Here is a 23,009-nt window from a genome sequence, read left to right on the forward strand (position 1 = left end):
TTGATCAGTCGTACGATAACCAGGCAATTGCCGGTAACACTTCCCTCGCCGCTGGCCTATCATTAGCCACCTAACGACGGCTCAGGGTTTGGTGTGCATGCTGGCAATCTTTCTGGAAACCCTGAACATCACGGCGCCTGTCTTCGCGATGCTGTTTCTCGGTGTGTTGCTCAAGCGCGTTGGCTGGATCGACGACAGTTTTATCCACACCGCCTCCTCGCTGGTGTTCAACTGCACCATGCCGGCGCTGCTGTTTCTGGGGATCATTCACGCTGACCTCCACGCGGCGTTTCAGCCGGGCGTTCTGATCTACTTCATCGTCGCCACGCTGGCGGGTTTTGCGCTGTCGTGGGGTTGGGCCATTTACCGCGTGCCGTTCGCCGAGCGTGGCACTTACACCCAAGGGGCGTTTCGCGGCAACAACGGTGTCATCGGCCTCGCCCTGGCCGCGAGCATGTATGGCGATTACGGCATTTCCCTCGGTGCGATCCTTGCCGCGCTGGTCATCCTTTTCTACAACACCCTGTCCACAGTCGTGCTGGCGGTCTACAGCCCGGTCATCAAGTCCGACCCGTGGAGCATCACCAAGAGCGTCATGGCCAATCCGCTGATCATCAGCATTGTCATTGCCGCGCCGTTCGCCTACTTCCAGATTCCGCTCCCGAAATGGCTCGACACGTCCGGCAGCTACCTGGCGCAGATGACCCTGCCGCTGGCGCTGATGTGCATCGGCGGCACGCTGTCGTTGAAGTCGTTGCGAGAGAGCGGCACGGTGGCGATCAGCGCGAGCCTGATGAAGATGGTCTGGCTGCCGCTGATCTGCACGCTGGGCGCTTGGTTGCTGGGCTTCCGTCACGCCGAGCTGGGGATTCTGTTTCTGTACTTCGGCGCCCCGACGGCGTCCGCCAGTTTCGTCATGGTCCGCGCGGCCAATGGTAATCACGAACTGGCGGCGTCAATCATCGTCATGACCACCCTGGCCGCGGCGGTAACGACCAATGTCGGGATATTCATTCTGCAGTGGGGCGGGTGGATTTAACTCAGACCTGTAGGAGCGCGCTTGCCCGCGAATAGATTTCGTCAGTCGGCGCATTGTCTGCTGATCCACCGCAATCGCGGGCAAGCGCGCTCCTACAATTTGTCAGTGCTCAATGCTGACGCCGCCACGCCCGCACCGTCCCCACGACGACACACAGCGCAATCACCGGCAGCGCGTAGTGAATCATCAAACGCTCCAGCCGCTCGGCCAGGGGCATGCCCGTGGTAAACGAAACGATGTGCAGCCCGTACACCGCGTAAAGCCCGAGCAGCAACAGCCCCTCCAGCCGGGTGATTCGATACCCCGAATAGAACAGCGGCACGCATAGCGCCGCGACGCCCAGCATCACCGGCAAATCGAAATCCAGCGCATTGGGTGAGATCGACAACGGCCCGGTGGAAATCAGCGCCGTGATGCCGAGCACCCCTAGCAGGTTGAACAGGTTGCTGCCGATGATGTTGCCCACCGCGATATCCCGCTCGCCGCGCAATGCCGCGACCAGCGACGTCATCAGCGCGGGCAGCGAGGTCGCGACCGCGATCACGGTCAGGCCGATCACCCGCTCCGACAGGCCCAGATCCAGGGCCACCGAAACCGCCGCGCCGACCAGTAGATGACTGCCCAACGTCAGCAGCGCCAGGCCGCAGGCCATCAGCGCGAGTCTGCCGAGTAATGGCCAGATCCGCCGGCGCGGCTCAAGGTCGGTTCTCGGCACATGCCGCGCGCCGTGGGCGAACTGACGGACCACGACGAACAGATACGCAGCCATGCCCAGCAACAGCACGACGCCATCCAGTGCGCTCAGCTCGCCGTTCCACGCCAGCGCCGCGACCAGTGCGGTGGCCGCAATCATCAGCGGCAGATCAACGCGCACCAGTTGCCGTGCCACGCGCAGCGGGATGATCAGGGCAGACAGCCCCAGGGTCACCAGCACGTTGAAAATGTTGCTGCCGATGACGCTGCCGACCGCAATGTCAGTGCTGTCAGTGAACGCCGCTTGCAGACCGACCGCCAGTTGCGGGGCACTGCTGCCCAGTGCGACGACGGTCAGGCCGAGGAACAGCGGGCGGGTTTTGAGCAGGGCGGCCAGGGCCACGGCCGCGCGCACCGACAGTTGCGCGCCGATGATCATCAACAACAGGCCGCAGACCAGCTCGATCAGCGTGGGCAGGGGCAGATTCGTTAGGGCGAGAATTCAGGGCACCAGTCAGTCGTCGAGGGCTTGTACCCGCACTTGGGCGGTTCCGCTGCGCAGCATACCCAATTGTGCGGCGGCTGCACGTGACACATCGATCAGCCGCCCCCGGGTGTGCGGGCCGCGGTCGTTGATACGGACGATGACCTTGCGGTCGTTGTCCAGATTGGTGACCTGCACGCGCGTGCCGAACGGCAATTGCCGGTGCGCGGCGGTCAGGGAATTGGCGTCGAAGCGTTCACCGCTGGCGGTGCGCTGACCTTGATGTTGCACGCCGTAATACGAGGCGCCGCCGGTGGCGTTGTAGCCGTGCGGGTCGATGATGCCGTCACTGGCGCAGCCGGCCAGCAAGGAGAGCAGGGCGCAAGCGCCGAGGATTCGCCTCATGGGGGAGGGTCCCTACAGAAATATGCTGATAACGAGTAAACGCAGTTCCCTGTAGGAGCGCGCTTGCCCGCGAAGAGGCCGGTACATCCGCTACCGATTTAGCGACTGAAACACCGTCTTCGCGGGCAAGGTGGAGCGCCACCCCGGTCACTCCTACAGGTTATGCACTCAGCCTTCCAGCTTGCGCTTCAGCAGTTCGTTGACCTGGCCCGGGTTGGCCTTGCCTTTCGATGCCTTCATCGCTTGCCCGACGAAGAAGCCGAACATCTTGCCGCGTTTGGCTTCATCAGCCGCTCGATATTGCTCGACCTGTTCGGCGTTGGCGGCGAGGACGTCGTCCAGCATCGACTCGATGGCGCCGCTGTCCGTAACCTGCTTCAGACCGCGCTGATCGATGATCTCATCGGCGCTGCCCTCACCATTGGCCATGCCCTCGAACACCATCTTCGCGATCTTGCCGGAAATGGTGTTGTCCTTGATGCGCAGCAGCATGCCGCCCAACTGTTCGGCGGTGACTGGCGACTCGTCGATCTCGACGCCTTGCTTGTTCAGCAACGAACCCAACTCGACCATCACCCAGTTGGCCGCGAGCTTCGCGTCGCCGGAAATGCTGACGACCTTCTCGAAGAAGTCCGCCTGTTCGCGGCTCGAAGCCAACACGCTCGCGTCATACAGCGACAAGCCGAACTGCGACTGGAAGCGCTCGCGTTTCTGCGGTGGCAGTTCCGGCAGGGTGGCGCGGGTCTGCTCCAGAAACGCGTCTTCGATGATCACCGGCAACAGGTCAGGATCGGGGAAGTAACGGTAGTCGTTGGCTTCCTCTTTGCTGCGCATGGCGCGGGTTTCGTTGGTGTTCGGGTCGTACAGGCGGGTCTGCTGAATGACCTTGCCGCCGTCTTCGATCAGGTCGATCTGGCGCTGGATCTCGCTGTTGATCGCCTTCTCGATGAAGCGAAACGAGTTGACGTTCTTGATCTCGCATCGCGTCCCGTACTCGACTTGGCCTTTCGGGCGAATCGACACGTTGCAGTCGCAGCGCAGCGAGCCTTCAGCCATGTTGCCGTCGCAGATGCCGAGGTAGCGAACCAGCGCATGCATCGCCTTGACGTAGGCGACGGCTTCTTTGGCCGAACGCATGTCCGGCTCGGAAACGATCTCCAGCAACGGCGTACCGGCGCGGTTCAGATCGATGCCGGTCATGCCGCTGTAGTCTTCGTGCAGGCTTTTGCCGGCGTCTTCTTCAAGGTGAGCGCGAGTCACGCCGATGCGCTTGATGGTGCCGTCTTCCAGGGTGATATCCAGATGCCCCTTGCCAACGATCGGCAATTCCATCTGGCTGATCTGATAACCCTTCGGCAGGTCCGGGTAGAAGTAATTCTTGCGGGCGAACACGTTGTGCTGACCGATCTCGGCATCGATGGCCAGGCCGAACTTGACCGCCATCTGCACGGCTTCCTTGTTCAGCACCGGCAACGTGCCGGGCATGCCCAGGTCGACGAGGCTGGCCTGAGTATTCGGCTCGGAGCCGAACGTGGTGGCGCTACCGGAGAAAATCTTCGATTGGGTGGTGAGCTGGGTGTGAATCTCCAGCCCGATGACGACTTCCCATTGCATGTGTTTTCTCCTTAGAAGCCAGCCGGCGAGCGGGTGTGCCAATCGGTTACTTGCTGATATTGATGGGCAACGTTCAGCAAGCGGCCTTCCTGGAAATACGGCGCCAGCAATTGCACGCCTACCGGCAGGCCGTCGGCGAAACCGGCAGGCATCGACAGGCCCGGCAGGCCCGCGAGGTTAGCGGTGATGGTGTAGAAGTCTTCCAGATACTCGGCGATCGGGTCGGCATTCTTGGCGCCGATTTTCCAGGCCGGGTTCGGCGTGGTCGGGCCAAGGATCACGTCGACTTCGGCGAACGCGTTCATGAAGTCGTTCTTGATCAGGCGGCGGATTTTCTGCGCCTGCAGGTAGTAAGCGTCGTAGTAACCGGCTGACAGCGCGTAGGCACCGACCATGATCCGGCGCTGCACTTCAGGGCCGAAGCCTTCGCCGCGGGAGCGCTTGTACAGATCGGTGAGGTCTTTCGGGTCTTCGCAGCGATAGCCGAAGCGTACGCCGTCGAAACGCGACAGGTTGGAAGAAGCCTCGGCCGGCGCGATCACGTAGTAAGCCGGAATCGCGTGTTGCAGGTTCGGCAGGCTGATTTCCTTGACCACGGCGCCGAGCTTTTTCAGCTCTTCGACGCTGGCCATGACCAGATCGGCGATGCGCGGGTCGAGACCGGCGCTGAAGTATTCCTTCGGTACGCCAATGCGCAGGCCTTGCAGCGAAGCATTGAGGCCTGCGCTGTAATCCGGCACGGGCTCGTCGATGCTGGTGGAGTCGTTGACGTCGAAACCGGCCATGCCTTGCAGCAGCAACGCGCAGTCTTCAGCGGTGCGCGCCATCGGGCCGGCCTGATCAAGGCTGGAGGCGTAGGCGATCATGCCCCAGCGCGACACGCGACCATAAGTCGGCTTAAGGCCGGTGAGGTTGGTCAGCGCAGCAGGCTGGCGAATGGAGCCGCCAGTGTCGGTGCCGGTGGCGCCAGGCAGCAGACGCGCCGCGACAGCCGCCGCCGAACCGCCGGACGAACCGCCCGGGACGTGTTGCAGGTTCCATGGGTTTTTCACCGCGCCGTAATGGCTGGATTCGTTGGCCGACCCCATGGCGAATTCGTCCATGTTGGTCTTGCCCAGGGTCACGGTGCCGGCGGCGGCGAGCCTGGCAACCACAGAGGCGTCGTAGGGCGCCTTGAAGTTGTCGAGCATCTTCGACGCGCAACTGGTGCGAATGCCCTTGGTGCAGAAGAGGTCCTTGTGCGCCAGTGGGGCCCCCAGCAGTGCGCCGGTTTCGCCTGCCGCGCGACGGGCGTCAGCAGCCTGAGCCTGGGTGATCGCCAGGTCCTCGGTGACAGTAATGAAGCTATTGAGCTGCGGATCCAACTGAGCGATGCGCGCCAGCAGATTGCGGGTCAATTCTTCGGAGGAAAACTTTTTATCGGCGAGTCCGCGAGCGATCTCTGCCAGAGTCATTTGATGCATTGCAGGCACATTCCCTTAGTCGAGGACTTTCGGAACCAGATAAAGGCCGTCTTGGACCGCTGGTGCGATGGCTTGATAGGTATCGCGATGATTGATCTCGGTAACGGCGTCTACACGCAGGCGTTGCGAGGCTTCAAGGGGATGTGCGAGGGGCTCGATGCCGGTGGTATCGACCGCCTGCATCTGGTCAATCAGCCCGAGAATGCTGTTCAGTGCTTCAGTAGTACGCGGGATATCGGCGTCATTGAGGCCCAGTCGGGCCAGATGAGCGATTTTTTCCACGTCGGAGCGATCAAGCGCCATGGGGTTCTCCAGTGGAATGCGCACGGGGTGAACCGTACGTCAGATTGCGGAACACTACGCCCTTTAAACGGTCATAAGGCCGCGATCTTCGAGGGTAGTGCTCGGAAAACCGCCAATTTAACATATTGGCTCCTTGCCCAAAATCCCTGTCGTTGTTAGAGTTTGCCGCACTTTTTTACCCACGCGTTGCCTAGGGTCCTTTCCCCATGTTCAAGAAACTGCGTGGCATGTTTTCCAGCGATCTTTCCATCGACCTGGGCACTGCCAACACCCTTATTTACGTGCGTGAGCGCGGCATTGTGCTGAATGAGCCATCAGTTGTGGCCATTCGGACCCACGGAAATCAGAAGAGCGTTGTTGCTGTCGGGATGGAAGCCAAGCGGATGCTGGGCCGTACCCCGGGCAACATTGCTGCCATTCGCCCGATGAAAGACGGCGTTATCGCCGACTTCAGCGTCTGCGAAAAAATGCTTCAGTACTTCATCAACAAGGTTCACGAGAACAGCTTCCTGCAGCCAAGCCCCCGAGTGCTGATCTGCGTCCCGTGCAAATCGACCCAGGTCGAGCGTCGCGCCATTCGCGAATCCGCTCTGGGCGCCGGCGCACGTGAAGTGTTCCTGATCGAAGAACCAATGGCCGCAGCCATCGGTGCCGGTCTGCCGGTCGAAGAGGCCCGCGGCTCGATGGTTGTCGACATCGGTGGCGGTACCACTGAAATCGCGCTGATCTCCCTGAACGGCGTCGTGTATGCCGAATCCGTCCGCGTGGGTGGCGACCGTTTCGACGAAGCGATCATCACTTATGTGCGTCGCAACTACGGCAGCCTGATCGGCGAATCCACCGCCGAGCGTATCAAGCAGGAAATCGGCACGGCGTACCCGGGCGGCGAAGTGCGCGAAGTCGACGTACGCGGTCGCAACCTGGCTGAAGGCGTGCCACGTGCTTTCACCCTGAACTCCAACGAAGTGCTGGAAGCGTTGCAGGAATCCCTTGCAACCATCGTTCAGGCCGTGAAGAGCGCGCTTGAACAATCCCCGCCGGAGCTGGCTTCGGACATCGCCGAGCGCGGTCTGGTGCTGACCGGTGGTGGCGCGTTGCTGCGTGACCTGGACAAGCTGCTGGCCCAGGAAACCGGTCTGCCGGTGATCGTGGCCGAAGACCCGCTGACCTGCGTCGCGCGTGGCGGTGGTCGTGCGCTGGAAATGATGGACAAGCACACCATGGACCTGCTCTCCAGCGAATAAGTCGCCGGAACGCAGCATGTTGCGCTTAACGGGCAGCACCTCACCGTGCTGCCTGTTCGTGTCCGACCTGTTGACGTCGCGCAGCGATGTTGCAAGTCTGACGCCCTGCATTTCCATCAATCCGCATCAGGCCGGTTTCATGTCGCATGAATAAGCACAGCAAGATTCACGCATCTCTGGAAGGAGCGGCCCATTAAACCGCTTTTCTCCAAGGGCCCGTCCCTGGGCGTCCGTCTACTGGTGCTGGTCGTGCTGTCTGTGGCCATCATGGTCGTGGACGCACGTTTCACCCTGCTCAAACCTGTCCGCAGTCAGATGTCGCTGGTGCTGATGCAGTCTTACTGGATTGCCGACCTGCCCGAGCGTCTGTATCAGGGCGTCGCCAGCCAGTTTGGCAGCCGCACCGAGCTTGCCGCCGAAAACGAAAAACTCAAGACCGAGAACCTGCTGCTGCAAGGCCGCCTGCAAAAGCTGGCTGCCTTGACCGAGCAGAACGTTCGCCTGCGCGAGCTTCTGAACTCGTCGGCACTGGTCAACGAGAAGGTCGAAGTCGCCGAGCTGATCGGCATGGACCCCAACCCGTTCACCCACCGGATCATCATCAACAAGGGTGAGCGCGACGGCGTGGTCCTCGGTCAGCCAGTGCTCGATGCCCGCGGCCTGATGGGGCAGGTGGTCGAGTTGATGCCCTACACGTCCCGCGTGCTGCTGCTGACCGACACCACCCATAGCATTCCGGTGCAGGTGAACCGCAACGGGCTGCGCGCGATTGCCAGCGGCACCGGCAACCCGGAACGTCTCGAGCTGCGCCATGTGGCGGACACCGCTGACATCAAGGAAGGCGACCTGCTGGTGAGTTCCGGTCTGGGTCAGCGCTTCCCGGCGGGTTATCCGGTGGCGACGGTGAAGGAAGTGATCCACGACTCCGGCCAGCCCTTTGCCATCGTGCGAGCGGTGCCAACGGCGGCGCTGAACCGCAGCCGTTATCTGTTGCTGGTGTTCTCGGACGGCCGTTCCCCTGAAGAGCGCGCTGCCGACGCTGCGCAGCAGCAGGAATCGCTCGATCGTCAGGCGGCTGACCCGGCGGCGGTGCCATCGGCCACTGTGCCGGGTGCCGCTCCTGCTGCCACGCCGAACAAGGCGGTTGTTCCCGCGACCGTGCCCAAGCCTGCCGGGCACAGTGCTTCGTCGACGCCGGCCAACGCCAACGGCGCACCGGCTCCGGCGACCACCGCACCGGCGGCGACCACGCCTGCCAAACCCGCGACCAGCAAACCGTCCGCCAAGCCTGCGGCGAAACCTGCCGCCACCCGACCGGCGACGCCTGCTGCGACCCCGGCCGCTCCACGCGAGAGGGAAGAATAATGGCGCGTCATGCTCCCGCACGAAACGGCTGGGTGGTCTGGCTGACCTTCGCCATCGGCCTGCTGCTCAGCGTTTCGCCGCTGCCGCAGTTCATGGAAATATTTCGCCCGCTGTGGCTCGCATTGCTGCTGGCCTTCTGGGCACTGGCGTTGCCGCACAAGATCGGCATGGTCACGGCTTGGATGCTGGGGCTGGCCGAGGACGTGCTGTACGGCACGTTGCTGGGACAGAACGCGTTGATCCTCACGCTGATTACGTTTCTGGTGCTGTCGTTGCAGCAGCGCTTGCGCATGTTCCCGATGTGGCAGCAGTGCCTGGTGCTCCTGGTGATCTTCGGCCTCGCGCAGTTGGTGCAGCTATGGCTCAGTGCCCTGACCGGCAATCGTCAGCCGACCCTGGCGCTGGTATTGCCGGCGTTGGTCAGCGCATTGCTCTGGCCATGGGTCAGCTACGGCCTGCGCGGATTGCGTCTGCGTTTGAAGATCAACTAAGCAATACCATTCAGTGGGGCCGTTTTTGGTCTGTTTTAGTGGGACCGGCTTGAGCCGGGAAGAGGCCGGTGTGAGCGCCATCAGTTCTGCGGTGTGACACCCGACGCTTTCCCGGCTAAAGCCGGTCCCACAGTTTGAACGCGGTGTTTTTAACGGAAAGGGGACTGATTTATTTACAGCGCTTCACCGTAAATTAATCTGTCCCCGGCAGATGAATGTTGCGGAGTTACACCCGGCGCTTTCCCGGCTGAAGCCGGTCCTACAAGGGAAGAAGCTGGTGTGACCACCATCACGTCAGCGGTGTGCACCAAGGCTACGCTTGTGATCAACGACACGGAGACGTCCCATGCCCCAACTTCTTCTGGCCTCCGGCTCCCCGCGCCGTCGTGAGCTTCTAACCCAGATCGGCGTGCCGTTCACGACCCTCAGCGCCGACATCGACGAAACCCCTCTGGCCAACGAACCCCCTGCCGCGTACGTCCTGCGGCTGGCCCGTGGCAAGGCGGACGCCGGGCTGCTGCAGCTCGCCAACGATCCTGCCTACCCGACCGCCTGCGTCCTGGGCGCCGACACCGCCGTGGTGCTGGACGGCCGCATCCTCGGCAAGCCGGCGGACGAAGCCGAGGCGCTGGCGATGCTCGCCGCACTGTCGAACCGGGAACACGAAGTCCTGACCGCCATCGCGGTGGTGCACGAAGAGCGCTGCGAAACCCGAACCGTTACCAGCCGTGTCCGCTTCCGGGCGATCCCGGAGGATGAAGCACGCCGCTACTGGGCCAGCGGCGAGCCCTGCGACAAGGCCGGCGGCTACGGCATTCAAGGCCTGGGCGCGGTGTTCGTGGAAAACCTCAGTGGCAGTTATTCCGCCGTGGTCGGCTTGCCGTTGTGCGAAACCGCAGAAATCCTCCAGCGTTTCGGCATACCCTGTTGGCAACGCCCGGAAGGTGACAAGTCATGAGTGAAGAGATTCTGATCAACATCACGCCGATGGAATCGCGCGTGGCGGTCGTTGAGAACGGGGTGTTGCAAGAGGTGCACGTCGAACGCACCCAGCGTCGCGGGATCGTGGGCAATATCTACAAGGGCAAAGTCGTGCGCGTGCTGCCTGGCATGCAGGCGGCGTTCATCGACATCGGTCTGGACCGTGCGGCGTTCATTCACGCTTCGGAAATCTCCATGCGCGAAGGCCCGGCCGTGGAGACCATCAGCTCGCTGGTCCACGATGGCCAGAGTCTGGTGGTGCAAGTCACCAAGGACCCGATTGGTAGCAAAGGCGCACGGTTGACGACCCAGCTGTCGATCCCGTCGCGCTACCTCGTATACATGCCGCGCACGGCCCATGTCGGCATTTCCCTGAAAATCGAAGACGAAGCCGAGCGCGAACGCCTGAAGCAAGTGGTCAGCGATTGCGTCGCCAAGGAAGGGATCAAGGAGAAGGGCGGGTTCATCCTGCGCACGGCCGCCGAAGGGGCGGGCGCTGACGAGATCATGATGGACATCCGCTACCTGCGCAGGCTGTGGGACCAGATTGGCGAGCAGATCAAAACCATCAGCCCGGCCAGCGTGATTTACGAAGACCTCGGTCTGGCGCTGCGCACGTTGCGCGATCTGGTCAGCCCGCGCACCGAGAAGATTCGCATCGATTCCCGCGAGACCTTCCAGAAGACCACCCAGTTCGTCGCTGAGCTGATGCCGGAAATCGCCGATCGCCTTGAGCATTACCCCGGCGAGCGGCCGATCTTCGACCTGTACGGCGTCGAGGACGAAATTCAACGGGCGCTGGACCGCAAGGTACCGCTCAAGTCCGGCGGCTATCTGGTCATCGATCCCGCCGAAGCCATGACCACCATCGATGTGAACACCGGTGCGTTCGTCGGTCACCGCAACCTCGAAGAGACCATCTTCAAGACCAATCTTGAAGCAGCGACTGCCATTGCCCGGCAGCTGCGTCTGCGCAATATCGGCGGCATCATCATCATCGATTTCATCGACATGGAAGACGCCGAGCACCAACGCCAAGTGCTGCGGACCCTCGAAAAACAGCTTGAGCGTGACCACGCCAAAACCAACATCATCGGCATCACCGAACTGGGCCTGGTGCAGATGACGCGCAAGCGCACCCGGGAAAGCCTGGAGCAAGTGCTCTGCGAGCCGTGCAGCAGTTGCCAGGGCCGTGGCAAGCTGAAGACCCCGGAAACCATCTGCTACGAGATATTCCGCGAGATTCTGCGCGAAGCCCGGGCTTATCAGGCGGTGGGCTACCGCGTGCTGGCCAATCAGAAAGTGGTCGACCGGTTGCTTGACGAAGAATCCGGCAATGTGGCCGAACTGGAAGTGTTCATTGGCAGGACCATTCGTTTCCAGGTCGAGACCATGTACTCCCAGGAACAATATGACGTCGTGCTGCTCTGAGAGTGCGTGATGCGCCGCGCTGCCGAGTGGCGGTGCAGTTGAATACAGAAAACAGTGCCCTTGAGGCAGACGGAACGGATGCCGTCCAAAGAGAACAACGCGTGGCGATTGAGCACAACCTGGACGTACCCGCACCTGCACGATTGGGCCGGATGCCATATGCAGGCAGTTTTTGCGGAGGCGTAGCGACATGGAGCGTCTGACTCGGTTTCTCGCTGCGCTGATCCGCTGGGGCCTGACGCTGTGCGCCCTCTTCGTGGTGCTGGTCGCGCTGTACGTGAGCGTCGGCCGTCAATTGGTGCCGATGGTGGCCGAATACCGCGCCGACGTTGAGGCCAAGGCGCAGACCGCGCTGGGCATGCCGGTGAGCATTGGTCGGCTGGAAGGCAGCTGGAGCGGCTTCGCCCCCATTTTGGTCGCGCGCGATGTAATGATCGGTGAAGGCGGCAATGCCGTTCGGCTCGATCACGTGCGGGCCATGCCTGACCTGCTCGCCAGCCTGCGTACCCGCGAAGTGCGCCTCGAACGGCTTGAGCTGGACGGCCTGCAGATCGGCCTGAAGGAAGACCAGACCGGCCACTGGGCACTGCAAGGGCTCCCCGTTCAAACCGACAAGCCCTTCGACCCCGAGCAAATCCTCAATCAGATGCAGATGGTCTCGCACCTGTCGCTGTTCGACAGCCAGATCACCTTGCAGCCGTATGACCATTCCCCCCTGACGCTGACCTACGTGAGCCTGACGCTGAAGACCGGCAGTCTGCATCAGCGCCTCGACGCTCGCCTGAACCTGCCTGACGGCCAGCCGCTGTCGCTGAACGTTCGCTCCACCGTGCGCGCCCACGAATGGCGCGATGGCGAGGCCCAGGCCTATTTGAGCTTGCCGCAAAGCGAGTGGTCGCAATGGTTGCCGAAGAGCCTGACCCGCGACTGGAAGATCCAGAAGCTCAAGGCCGGCGGCGAGCTGTGGCTGAACTGGGGCAAGGGCAATGTGCAAAGCGCCGTTGCCCGCTTGAACGCGCCGCAGTTCAAAGGCGCGTACGCCGACCGCAAGCCCGCGCGCATTGACAATCTGGCCCTCAATGCGTGGTTTGTGCGCGACGAAAAAGGCTTCAGCGCCACGCTCGATTCGTTGGCGATGGACCTGAACAGCAAGCGCTGGGAAAGTCGCGTTGATCTGCAGCAGACCGCTGCGACGGCCGACGCCGAAGAGCTGTGGCACGTACAGGCGGACCGTCTTGATCTGACGCCGATTACGCCGCTGCTGGACTCACTGGCGCCGTTGCCCGACAAGGTCATGGTGGCGGTCGACCGCCTGAAAGTCACTGGCGGCCTGCGCAATGTGCTGGTCGATTACCGACCGCAGGCCGAGGCGCCCAAGCGACTGAGCTTCGCTGCCAATCTCGACAAGGTCGGTTTCGACGCTTACCACGGCGCGCCGGCGGCGGGGAACGTCAGCGGTGCCATCAGCGGGGATCTGGGCCAGGGCGAACTGCGCCTCGACACCGATGATTTCATGCTGCACCTGGACCCGATCTTCCGTAACGAATGGAAGTACCGGCACGCCAATGCAAAGCTGACCTGGTCGCTGGATGATCAAGGCTTCACGCTGATTGCGCCCTACATCAAGGTCGAGGGGGAGGAGGGCAACATCGCCAGCGATTTCCTCATTCGCCTGCACTTTGATCACAGCCAGGAAGACTACATGGACCTGCGCGTCGGGCTGGTCGACGGCGACGGTCGCTACACCTCCAAGTACCTGCCCGCCGTGCTCAGCCCAGCCCTCGACCAATGGCTGCGCACCGCGATTCTGGGTGGCAACGTCGATCAGGGTTTCTTCCAGTATCAGGGTTCGATCAACAAAGACGCGCCTGACGTGGCGCGTGTCATCAGCCTGTTCTTCAAGGTGCGCAACGCGAGCCTGGCCTTTCAGCCGGGATGGCCGCAGCTGAACAATGTCGACGGTGACGTCTTCGTTGAGAACAGCGGCGTGCGCATTCGGGCCAACAAGGGTCAGCTGCTGAACACCCAGGTCAGCAATGTCGCGGTGGACATTCCCCATGTCCCGGCGGGCCAGTCCAGCCATCTGTTGGTGGACAGTGACTTGAAGGGCAGCCTTCAGGACGGCATGAAGATTCTTCAGGAAGCGCCGATCGGCACCGCCCAGACCTTCGCCGGCTGGCAGGCGGAAGGACCGCTGCAGGGGCACCTCAATCTGGATATCCCGCTGGTCAAGGGGCAGGAGCCCAAGGTCGTAATGGATTTCAGTACCGACAATTCGCGTCTCAAGCTCGCCGATCCGGTGCTGGAGTTGACGCAATTGCGCGGCGACTTCCGCTTCGATTACACCAAGGGCCTGAGCGGCAAGAACATCAAGGCCGTCGCCTTCGACAAGCCGGTGAACGCCGAGATCTTCGCCGAAGGCAAACCGGGGGCGCCGGTGACGCGTGTTACTGCCAGCAGCCAGATCGCCAGCAAGCGCCTGACCGATTGGCTGGGCGTGACGCAGCCGCTGCCGATCTCGGGTGATCTGCCCTATCAGCTGCAGCTGACATTGAGCGGCAACGCCAGTCAGTTGCAGATCAACTCGAATCTGAAAGGTCTGGCAGTGGATTTGCCAGCTCCGTTCGGAAAATCTGCTGATGACGCGCGCGACACTGATTTCCGCATGAACCTCCAAGGCCCGGAACGGCGCATTGACGTCGGCTACGGCAATATCGCCAATCTGGCGTTCGCGTCGCCGCCGGGCAAGTTCGCCGATGGGCGTGGCGAGCTATTCCTTGGTGAAGGCGGGGCGATCGTGCCGGACGCCAAGGGGTTGCGTGTTCGCGGTTCGCTGTCGGAGCTGGACATCGCGCCCTGGCAAGCCATGGCTGAGCGTTACGCCGGGAATGACCCGGGGGGCAGCGCCAAGCAGTTACTCAACAGCGTCGATTTGCAAATCGGCAAGCTGACTGCGATGGGGACGACGCTGGAGCAGGCGGGGGTTCAGCTCAACCGCAGTGACACCGCGTGGGCGCTGTCGCTGGACAGTTCGAAGGTGAAAGGCACTGCGACGTTGCCGGACAGCAAAACCGCGCCGATCGACATCAATCTGTTGTACGTCCGTTTGCCCGCACCAGACCCGAACGCTGCAGTTGTGGAAAACCCGCCGGACCCATTGGCGGACGTCGACCCGCGCAAGATCCCCGCGCTGAACATCAAGATCACGCAGCTGTTTCAGGGCGATCAATTGATGGGTGCGTGGTCGCTCAAGATCCGCCCGACGCCTAACGGTATCCAGATGGCCGACATGAATCTGGGCCTCAAAGGCATTGCGCTGCTGGGTAATGGGGGGTGGGAAGGTACACCAGGGACGACCAGCAGTTGGTTCAAGGGCCAGGTGAGCGGCAAGAATCTTGCGGATGTGCTGAAGGCTTGGGGTTTCGCGCCGACGGTCACCAGTCAGGAGTTCGAGCTGAACGCTGACGGACGCTGGCCGGGCTCGCCCGCCTGGGTGGGGTTGAAGCGTTATTCCGGCAACCTGGATGCGACGCTGAAAAACGGCCAGTTCGTTGAGGTCGAGGGTGGCGCGCAGGCATTGCGGGTGTTCGGCCTGCTCAACTTCAATTCGATTGGCCGGCGTCTGCGTCTGGACTTCTCCGACCTGTTGGGTAAGGGGCTAAGCTACGACAAGGTCAAAGGGCTGCTGGTGGCGAGCGATGGCGTGTATGTCACTCGCGACCCGATCACCATGACCGGTCCGTCCACCAACCTGGAACTCGACGGCACGCTGGACATGGTCCGCGACCGCGTCGACGCCAAGCTGCTGGTGACCTTACCAGTGACCAATAATTTGCCAATCGCCGCGTTGATCGTCGGCGCACCGGCGATTGGCGGCGCGTTGTTCCTCGTCGACAAACTGCTGGGCGATCGCGTATCGCGCTTCGCCAGCGTCCAGTACAAGGTCGAAGGGCCATGGAAAGAACCCAAGATCACCTTCGACAAGCCGTTCGAGAAACGGCAGTAATCACTGCCTTGGCGTGACGCCCGACCCTCGCGGTGTGGCTTCCGACGCCTTCCCGGCTAAAGCCGGTCCCACTAGTGAGCGCGGTGTCAATGGAATCGGCTTCAGCCGGGAAGAGGCCAGTGGGTGCCACGAGCGTTCACTGTCTGCCGCTGATCGGTGTAGGAGCGCGCTTGCCCGCGAAGAGGCCGGTACATCCGACGCATTCGGGTCGTCCGCACCTACGATTTCGAGGGCAAGCGCGCTCCTGCATTCTGATCTGCGGCTCTTCAATTGCTCTGCGGTGTGACACTTGAAAGATTCCCGGTTAAAGCCGGACCCACGGGATGAACACGCAGCCTTAGTGGGACCGGCTTCAGCCGGGAAGGGTGGTGCAGTGACGATGAATTCGAGCAGCCGGGCGAGCCCATCATCGGCGCTTGGAGTAGAGTGCAGTTCTATCGATCAGGGAGCGCGTATGTCCTTCGCAGTCATTCAGATGGTCAGCCAGAGCGACGTGCTCGGCAATCTGGCCCAGGCGCGCAGGTTGCTGGAACAGGCGGCTGCGTCGGGCGCGAAACTGGCCGTGCTCCCGGAAAACTTCGCCGCGATGGGCCGTCGTGATGTCGCTGCCATCGGTCGCGCCGAAGCCCTTGGCGAAGGACCGATCCTGCCGTGGTTGAAACTTGCCGCTCGCGACCTCACCTTATGGATAGTTGCCGGGACATTGCCGCTGCCCCCTGAAGGCCAGCCTGATGGCAAAGTCACGGCGTGTTCGCTGCTGATTGACGATCAGGGCCAGCAGGTCGCGCGCTACGACAAGCTGCACCTGTTCGACGTCGATGTCGCCGATGCACGAGGGCGATACCGGGAATCCGACGATTACGCCCACGGCAACAACGTGGTCGTGGCCGATACGCCGGTCGGACGGCTGGGGCTGTCGGTGTGTTACGACCTGCGCTTTCCCGAGCTGTACACTGCGCTGCGGGAAGCGGGGGCTGAATTGATCACCGCGCCGTCGGCCTTTACCGCCGTGACCGGCGCGGCGCACTGGGAGATTCTGCTGCGCGCCCGGGCCATCGAAACCCAGTGCTACCTGCTGGCGGCGGCGCAGGGCGGAATTCATCCGGGGCCGAGAGAAACATTTGGGCACGCGGCGATCATAGATCCATGGGGCCGCGTGCTGGCCGAGCAGGCGCAGGGTGAAGCCGTGCTGCTGGCCGAACGAGACAGCGTAGAACAAGCGTCCATACGGGCGCGCATGCCGGTAGCGAATCACCGGCGATTTTTTTCGCAGGCCGCCGTGCGACCTGCCAATACCCCGGAGTGAATATGAGCCACTTGTCCTCTGTCAGCGAACACCTTCTGGCACCAGGCGGCCTGAGCATCGACAGCCTGCAATCGGTGCTCGGCGAGCTGGCCGGCCCAGGCATCGACGCCGCCGACCTGTATTTTCAGGGGCAGATTTCCGAGTCCTGGGCACTGGAAGACGGCATCGTCAAAGAAGGCAGCTTCAACCTGGACCAGGGCGTCGGCGTACGCGCACAGTCAGGCGAGAAAACCGGCTTCGCCTACAGCAACGCCATTACCCATGAAGCCCTGACCCAGGCGGCCCGGGCCGCTCGCTCGATTTCCCGCGCTGGCCAGGAAGGGCGGGTTCAGGCGTTCACCACCCAGGACGTCGCCCAGCTTTATGCGCCGGACAACCCCCTGGAAGTCATGACCCGTGCCGAGAAAGTCGAGCTGCTCAAGCGCGTCGACGCCGCCACTCGTGCGCTTGACCCGCGTATTCAGCAGGTCACCGTGAGCATGGCCGGTGTCTGGGAGCGCATTCTTGTGGCCTCGACTGACGGCGGTCTTGCTGCCGACGTACGTCCCCTGGTGCGTTTCAACGTCAGCGTGATCGTCGAGCAGAACGGCCGTCGTGAGCGCGGCGGACACGGCGGCGGCGGACGCACCGATTACCGTTATTTCCTCAACGACGACCGCGCCATGGGCTATGCCCGTGAAGCCCTGCGTCAGGCGCTGGTCAATCTCGAAGCGATTCCGGCGCCGGCGGGCACCTTGCCGGTGGTACTGGGCTCCGGCTGGTCCGGCGTGTTACTGCACGAGGCCGTCGGCCACGGTCTTGAAGGCGACTTCAACCGCAAGGGCAGCTCGGCGTACAGCGGTCGTATGGGCGAGATGGTCGCGTCCAAGCTCTGCACCATCGTCGATGACGGCACGCTGGCCGATCGCCGCGGTTCCCTGACCGTCGATGACGAAGGCACCCCGACCGAGTGCACCACGCTGATCGAAAACGGCGTGCTCAAGGGCTACATGCAGGACAAGCTCAACGCACGGCTGATGGGCGTCGCGCGCACGGGTAACGGTCGTCGCGAGTCCTACGCGCACCTGCCGATGCCGCGCATGACCAACACCTACATGCTCGGCGGCCAGAGCGATCCGGCGGAAATCATCGCCTCGGTCAAGCGCGGCATTTACTGCGCCAACCTCGGCGGCGGACAGGTGGACATCACCAGCGGCAAGTTTGTGTTCTCCACCAGCGAGGCTTATCTGATCGAAGACGGCAAAATCACCGCGCCGGTCAAAGGCGCGACGCTGATTGGCAACGGTCCGGAATGCATGAGCCGTGTGTCGATGGTCGGCAACGATCTGTCCCTGGACAGCGGCGTCGGCACCTGCGGCAAGGACGGTCAATCGCTTCCGGTAGGCGTGGGTCAGCCTACGCTGAAGATCGATGCGATCACCGTTGGCGGCACAGGCGCGGCGTGATGGTCGAGGGGGTGCGCCGGTTGAGTGATTCAAACGGCGCAGCAGTTCTAGCGCAGTCCGCGTTTGCTTTCGTCTAGCTCGCGGATGTATTTGAAGATTTTGCGGGTCGCGGTAGGGGCCTTGTTCTGCGCAGCTTCGTGCTGAGCCTGACGGATCAGCGAGCGCAGTTGCTGACGGTCGGCGTCCGGGTATTCGCTGACGAACTGCTCAAGCACGTCGTCGGTACCGGTCACCAGGCGATCACGCCAGCGTTCCAGATTGTGGAAGCGCTCGTTGTACTGGCGCGTAGAGGCGTCAAGCTGATCGAGCAGCACCAGGATCTCATCCAGATCCTGATCGCGCATCAGCTTGCCGATGAATTGGATGTGGCGTTTGCGCGCAATGTGCGCGGTGTGCTTGGGAGCATCAGCCAGAGCCCGACGCAGAGGGTCGGTCAGAGGCAGCTTGGCCAGCACATCGGGCTTGAATGTCGTCAAGCGTTCGCCCAGCTCCACCAGAGCGTGAAGCTCTCGTTTGACCTGGGTTTTGCTTTTCTCTCCGTCGAAGGAGTCGTCGTAAGAATCAACCATGGGGGCCGTCCGCAAATAAACGCCGCCATGATAACCAGTCAGGGCCCGATTGTCCGGCCCGGCTGCTGAAATCAGAATTTGATGGAGAACGTCATGAGTGCATCAGAAAGCGTCGGCCCGCAGGCTTTGCCGGCATTGCAGCAGCAGGTCGAGCAGATCGTCGCTGAAGCCAAACGTCAGGGCGCGACCGCGTGCGAAGTCGCCGTGTCGCTGGAGCAGGGCCTGTCCACCACGGTTCGCCAGCGGGAAGTCGAGACAGTCGAATTCAACCGTGACCAGGGTTTCGGCATCACCTTGTATGTGGGCCAGCGCAAGGGTTCGGCCAGCACGTCGGCGAGCGGGCCTGATGCCATTCGCGAGACCGTGGCTGCGGCGCTGGCCATCGCCAAACATACGTCGGAAGACGAGGCCTCGGGTCTCGCCGACGCCGCATTGATGGCGAAAGACCATCGGGATTTCGATCTATATCACCCGTGGGACATCACCCCCGAGCAGGCCATCGAACGCGCGCTGATCTGCGAAGCCGCTGCCTTCGACGCCGACAGCCGGATCAAGAACGCCGACGGCACCACGCTCAACGTCCATCAGGGCTGCCGCGTGTATGGCAACAGCCACGGTTTCATCGGCGGTTACGCGTCGACCCGCCACAGTCTGAGCTGCGTGATGATCGCCGAAGGCGAAGGGCAGATGCAGCGCGACTACTGGTATGACGTTAATCGTCGTGGCGAGCTGTTGATGGACGCCCGATTGATCGGCCAGAAAGCCGCCGAGCGCGCCGCGAGCCGACTGGGCGCACGGCCGGTGCCGACCTGCGAAGTGCCGGTGCTGTTCTCGGCGGAGCTGGCGGGCGGTCTGTTCGGCAGTTTGCTGGGCGCGATTTCCGGCGGCAACCTGTACCGCAAGTCATCGTTTCTCGAAGGCGCGATCGGTCAGCGCCTGTTCCCCGAGTGGATGACCATCGACGAGCGCCCGCATCTGGTCGGCGCCATGGGCAGCTCCGCGTTCGACGGCGATGGTCTGGCGACCTATGCCAAGCCCTTCGTCGAAAACGGCGATCTGGTGTCCTACATCCTCAGCACCTATTCGGGCCGCAAACTGGGCCTGCCGAGCACCGCGAACGCAGGGGGCGTGCATAACCTGTTCGTCAGCCACGGCACCGAAGACCAGGCGGCGCTGATCCGCCGCATGGGACGCGGGCTGCTGGTCACCGAGTTGATGGGCAGCGGGCTGAATATGGTCACCGGGGATTATTCCCGCGGTGCGGCGGGTTTTTGGGTCGAGAACGGCGAGATCCAGTTTGCGGTTCAGGAAGTGACCATCGCCGGCAACATGCGTGACATGTTCAAGCAGATCGTCGCCGTGGGCAGTGATCTGGAGATGCGCAGCAACATCCGCACGGGTTCTGTGCTGATCGAGAAAATGATGGTAGCGGGTAGCTGATCCCGCTCCGAGTTAACGCTTCACCCCCAAGGCCTGCCCCGATTCCGGTGCGGGCCTTTTTTGTGGGTGCTTTTCGCTTTATCGCACATCCAAACCCTGTAGGGCCGCTTGCCCACGAATGGCGGTGGATCAGTTCCATTTCTGTGACTGACAAGCCGAGATTCGCGGGCAAGCGCGCTCCTACAGGAGGGTGCTCTTGAGATCAGAGCATGATCTCAATTCATCACCGGGGTTGTTTTGATTCTTAAACTCATTTAATAATGAATCTCATTCGTTAAATGGGCCTCGGTCATGGGTACTGTTCTGCACGAGTCGCCTTACCTGGAAAACTGGCGCGCATTGAGTCTGCGGATTCGCTGCGCGCTGGATCCGGACGAGCCGCGGCTCATCGAGCACTACCTTGCGGAAGGTCGCTATCTGGCGCGCTTCACCGCCACGCCCAAATCCCTCATCTGTGAAAGCACCTTTCGCCTGCTGATCGACACCGCCAGCGACACCGCGCTGCCCTGGCATTGGCGTTGTCTGTGCCTGGACCAGGCATGGCGACCGCTGCGAGACATGAAGGCGCTCGCTGAATCCGCTGCGCAACAGCAACGCGTTCAATCCTTCGCCCAGCGCCTGGCGACCTGCGCACTGCTGCCGTCGATTCCGCTGACGGAACCCGCGCCATCAAATCCGCAAAACGCCCTGCCGACGGCTTCTGATCGCCGGCGCCACTCGTGAGGACCTGCGCTATGGAGCAATGGAAACGTACCATCCTGAGCGGTAACAGTTGCTTCAACCGAGGCGACCTGATCGATGGGCGCGAGCTGTACCTGCAAGCCCTCGCGCTGGCGCAAGTGCTGTTCGACCGCTGGAGCGTCGCCGATGAGGCCGTGGCGGCGTTCGTGATTTCGCACCACAACCTGGCGGATCTACACCTCAGCCTGGGTCAGCCGGAGGAGAGCGCCGAATACCTGTGCGCCGTCCATCAGCGACTGTTGAATGTGATTCAGGATCCGCAAATGACGCCCGCCCTGCGACAGGCCGCGCTGCGTCACAGCAATAAAACCTACAGCGAACTATTGGGTTTCGTCGGCCAATACGGCGAGTACCCACGCACCCGTCGCCTGCTCAACAGCAACGGCGAACATTCTCGCTCGGCGCTACAGCACCATGCGGCCCGCGCCGGCACCCTTTCGTATGGAGTCCACTGACATGCCTTTTACCTTGCCTGCCTTGCCCTACGCCTACGATGCGCTCGAGCCACACATCGACGCGCAGACCATGGAAATTCACTACAGCAAGCACCACCAGACCTACATCAATAACCTCAATGCAGCCGTCGAGGGCACTGAATACGCGGAGTGGCCGATCCAGAAGCTGGTTGCCAGCGTAGCCGAGCTTCCGGAAAAGCTGCGCCCGGCGGTGATCAATCAGGGCGGCGGTCATGCCAACCATTCGCTGTTCTGGGACATCATGAGCCCCAAGGGCGGCGGTCTTCCAGGCGGTGCGCTGGCGACGGCGATCGACGAACAGGTAGGCGGATTCGAAGCGTTCAAGGACGCTTTCACCAAAGCAGCGCTGACCCGTTTTGGCAGCGGCTGGGCCTGGCTGAGCGTTACTCCGGACAAAAAACTCGTCGTGGAAAGCAGCGGCAATCAGGACAGCCCGCTCATGAACGGCAACACGCCGATCCTCGGGCTGGACGTCTGGGAGCATGCCTATTACCTGCGCTACCAGAACCGTCGTCCGGACTACATCGCCGCGTTCTACAACGTCGTCAACTGGGATGAAGTTGCCAGGCGCTACGCAGCGGCGATCGGCTGAAACCTCCCAGAACTCGGATAAGGCGATTTATGCGCTCGGACATACTGGCTCTCGGCAGCGTGCGTTTATTGCGGCTGGCATTGGGCTCGATGCTGGTCCTCGTCGGGGCCGGTCTGCTGGTGGCCCAGGGACTTACATGGGTGGCGCTTGAGCCCCGAATGTTGCGCGCGCTTGAAGGCGGTGCCCTCTGCGCATTGGGTACCGCTTTGGGGGCTGTGCCGGTGCTGGTGATTCGCGGAATGCCGGTGGCGGTGTCCGACGGCCTGCTGGGTTTCGGCGCCGGCATCATGCTGGCGGCGACAGCGTTTTCGTTGATCGTGCCGGGCCTTGGCGCGGCCCACGATCTGGGCTTCACCCCGTGGGGCGCCGGTGCGTTGATCAGCTTCGGGATACTGCTCGGCGCCGCCGGTTTGTTTCTGGTCGACACGCTGGTTTCCAGAGGGTCGCCGTTGTCGGAGGTGGCGGGGAAGCCGGCCATTCCTTCGAACATCTGGCTATTTGTCATCGCCATCATTGCCCACAACATCCCGGAAGGCATGGCGGTGGGCGTGTCGGCGGGTGGCGGTCTGGCCCACGCCGACAGCCTGGCGATGGGTATCGCCATTCAGGACGTGCCGGAAGGGCTGGTCATCGCGCTGGTCTTGGCGGCGGCCGGCATGTCGCGGTTCAAGGCGTTTCTGATCGGCGCGGCGTCCGGATTGGTCGAGCCGGTGTTCGCAGTGCTCTGCGCCTGGCTGGTAGAAGTGGCTGCGTTGCTGTTGCCGGTAGGACTGGCGCTGGCGGCCGGGGCAATGCTGCTGGTGGTGACCCACGAAGTCATCCCCGAATCCCACCGAAACGGTCACGACAAAATCGCCAGCTTCGGATTACTGGTCGGGTTCTGCCTGATGATGGTGATGGACACGGCGTTGGCCTGAGGAG

The 23,009-nt window shown here is 62.3% G+C and carries 21 protein-coding genes; 15 read left to right on the forward strand and 6 right to left on the reverse strand.

The annotated features are described in order from the left end of the window. Positions 1 to 97: 97 nt before the first annotated feature. Complete coding sequence (locus tag ACYAR8_RS20210; RefSeq protein ID WP_265387061.1) at positions 98 to 1,039, forward strand: AEC family transporter; 942 nt, start codon at positions 98 to 100, stop codon at positions 1,037 to 1,039. A 109-nt stretch (positions 1,040 to 1,148) separates the two neighbouring features. Here the strand turns inward: ACYAR8_RS20210 and ACYAR8_RS20215 are convergent, their stop codons facing one another. From ACYAR8_RS20215 to gatC, 5 genes are all read right to left on the reverse strand, one after another. After that, the gene (locus ACYAR8_RS20215; protein ID WP_463580951.1) at positions 1,149 to 2,201 is read right to left on the reverse strand and encodes a calcium/sodium antiporter; all 1,053 of its coding nucleotides are present in this window, start codon (positions 2,199 to 2,201) and stop codon (positions 1,149 to 1,151) included. 45 nt (positions 2,202 to 2,246) lie between these two features. After that, complete coding sequence (locus ACYAR8_RS20220; protein WP_463580868.1) at positions 2,247 to 2,621, reverse strand: septal ring lytic transglycosylase RlpA family protein; 375 nt, start codon at positions 2,619 to 2,621, stop codon at positions 2,247 to 2,249. 168 nt (positions 2,622 to 2,789) lie between these two features. After that, positions 2,790 to 4,235, reverse strand: coding sequence for an Asp-tRNA(Asn)/Glu-tRNA(Gln) amidotransferase subunit GatB (gatB, locus tag ACYAR8_RS20225; RefSeq protein ID WP_074886482.1), 1,446 nt, complete (start codon positions 4,233 to 4,235; stop codon positions 2,790 to 2,792). 11 nt (positions 4,236 to 4,246) lie between these two features. After that, on the reverse strand, positions 4,247 to 5,698 hold the full coding sequence (gene gatA / locus ACYAR8_RS20230; RefSeq protein WP_463580869.1) for an Asp-tRNA(Asn)/Glu-tRNA(Gln) amidotransferase subunit GatA: 1,452 nt from the start codon (positions 5,696 to 5,698) through the stop codon (positions 4,247 to 4,249). 15 nt (positions 5,699 to 5,713) lie between these two features. Continuing rightward, entirely contained in the window at positions 5,714 to 6,001 is a 288-nt protein-coding gene (gatC, locus tag ACYAR8_RS20235; protein ID WP_065990114.1) for an Asp-tRNA(Asn)/Glu-tRNA(Gln) amidotransferase subunit GatC, read from the reverse strand. Between the two features lie 206 nt (positions 6,002 to 6,207). Here gatC and mreB point away from each other — a divergent pair, with 206 nt between their 5' ends. The 9 genes from mreB (at position 6,208) to tldD (ending at position 18,270) form a co-directional block, all read left to right on the forward strand. After that, positions 6,208 to 7,245, forward strand: coding sequence for a rod shape-determining protein MreB (gene mreB / locus ACYAR8_RS20240; RefSeq protein ID WP_020292894.1), 1,038 nt, complete (start codon positions 6,208 to 6,210; stop codon positions 7,243 to 7,245). A 16-nt stretch (positions 7,246 to 7,261) separates the two neighbouring features. Next, positions 7,262 to 7,399, forward strand: a complete 138-nt coding sequence (locus ACYAR8_RS20245; RefSeq protein WP_192170698.1) for a hypothetical protein — start codon at positions 7,262 to 7,264, stop codon at positions 7,397 to 7,399. 68 nt (positions 7,400 to 7,467) lie between these two features. Further along, positions 7,468 to 8,610: a rod shape-determining protein MreC gene (gene mreC, locus ACYAR8_RS20250; RefSeq protein ID WP_245760031.1), complete on the forward strand. Its 1,143-nt coding sequence runs from the start codon at positions 7,468 to 7,470 to the stop codon at positions 8,608 to 8,610. Then, the gene (mreD, locus tag ACYAR8_RS20255; protein ID WP_074755995.1) at positions 8,610 to 9,101 is read left to right on the forward strand and encodes a rod shape-determining protein MreD; all 492 of its coding nucleotides are present in this window, start codon (positions 8,610 to 8,612) and stop codon (positions 9,099 to 9,101) included. Before mreC ends, mreD begins: the two co-directional genes overlap by 1 nt. 346 nt (positions 9,102 to 9,447) lie before the next feature. Continuing rightward, complete coding sequence (locus ACYAR8_RS20260; protein WP_108120843.1) at positions 9,448 to 10,059, forward strand: Maf-like protein; 612 nt, start codon at positions 9,448 to 9,450, stop codon at positions 10,057 to 10,059. Beyond that, positions 10,056 to 11,513, forward strand: coding sequence for a ribonuclease G (gene rng, locus ACYAR8_RS20265; protein ID WP_037012596.1), 1,458 nt, complete (start codon positions 10,056 to 10,058; stop codon positions 11,511 to 11,513). Before ACYAR8_RS20260 ends, rng begins: the two co-directional genes overlap by 4 nt. A 190-nt stretch (positions 11,514 to 11,703) precedes the next feature. After that, entirely contained in the window at positions 11,704 to 15,519 is a 3,816-nt protein-coding gene (locus ACYAR8_RS20270) for a YhdP family protein (protein WP_463580870.1), read from the forward strand. Positions 15,520 to 15,973: 454 nt separating this feature from the next. After that, positions 15,974 to 16,825, forward strand: coding sequence for a carbon-nitrogen hydrolase family protein (locus ACYAR8_RS20275; RefSeq protein ID WP_463580871.1), 852 nt, complete (start codon positions 15,974 to 15,976; stop codon positions 16,823 to 16,825). A gap of 2 nt (positions 16,826 to 16,827) precedes the next feature. Then, on the forward strand, positions 16,828 to 18,270 hold the full coding sequence (gene tldD / locus ACYAR8_RS20280) for a metalloprotease TldD (protein ID WP_074886463.1): 1,443 nt from the start codon (positions 16,828 to 16,830) through the stop codon (positions 18,268 to 18,270). Positions 18,271 to 18,317: 47 nt separating this feature from the next. Here tldD and yjgA read toward each other — a convergent pair whose 3' ends face one another. Then, complete coding sequence (yjgA, locus tag ACYAR8_RS20285) at positions 18,318 to 18,839, reverse strand: ribosome biogenesis factor YjgA (RefSeq protein ID WP_065990105.1); 522 nt, start codon at positions 18,837 to 18,839, stop codon at positions 18,318 to 18,320. 93 nt (positions 18,840 to 18,932) lie between these two features. Here yjgA and pmbA point away from each other — a divergent pair, with 93 nt between their 5' ends. The 5 genes from pmbA (at position 18,933) to ACYAR8_RS20310 (ending at position 23,005) form a co-directional block, all read left to right on the forward strand. Next, the gene (gene pmbA / locus ACYAR8_RS20290; protein WP_074886461.1) at positions 18,933 to 20,279 is read left to right on the forward strand and encodes a metalloprotease PmbA; all 1,347 of its coding nucleotides are present in this window, start codon (positions 18,933 to 18,935) and stop codon (positions 20,277 to 20,279) included. Between the two features lie 291 nt (positions 20,280 to 20,570). Further along, complete coding sequence (locus tag ACYAR8_RS20295; protein ID WP_463580872.1) at positions 20,571 to 21,002, forward strand: FagA protein; 432 nt, start codon at positions 20,571 to 20,573, stop codon at positions 21,000 to 21,002. Positions 21,003 to 21,013: 11 nt separating this feature from the next. Then, the gene (locus ACYAR8_RS20300) at positions 21,014 to 21,475 is read left to right on the forward strand and encodes a hypothetical protein (protein WP_463580873.1); all 462 of its coding nucleotides are present in this window, start codon (positions 21,014 to 21,016) and stop codon (positions 21,473 to 21,475) included. A 1-nt stretch (position 21,476) separates the two neighbouring features. Continuing rightward, on the forward strand, positions 21,477 to 22,088 hold the full coding sequence (locus ACYAR8_RS20305; protein ID WP_463580874.1) for a superoxide dismutase: 612 nt from the start codon (positions 21,477 to 21,479) through the stop codon (positions 22,086 to 22,088). Between the two features lie 29 nt (positions 22,089 to 22,117). After that, positions 22,118 to 23,005 carry a ZIP family metal transporter gene (locus ACYAR8_RS20310; protein WP_463580875.1) on the forward strand — a complete coding sequence of 296 codons (888 nt, stop codon included), beginning with the start codon at positions 22,118 to 22,120 and terminating at the stop codon, positions 23,003 to 23,005. Positions 23,006 to 23,009 lie beyond the last annotated feature (4 nt).

The organism is Pseudomonas sp. HP_01, from assembly GCF_055284355.1.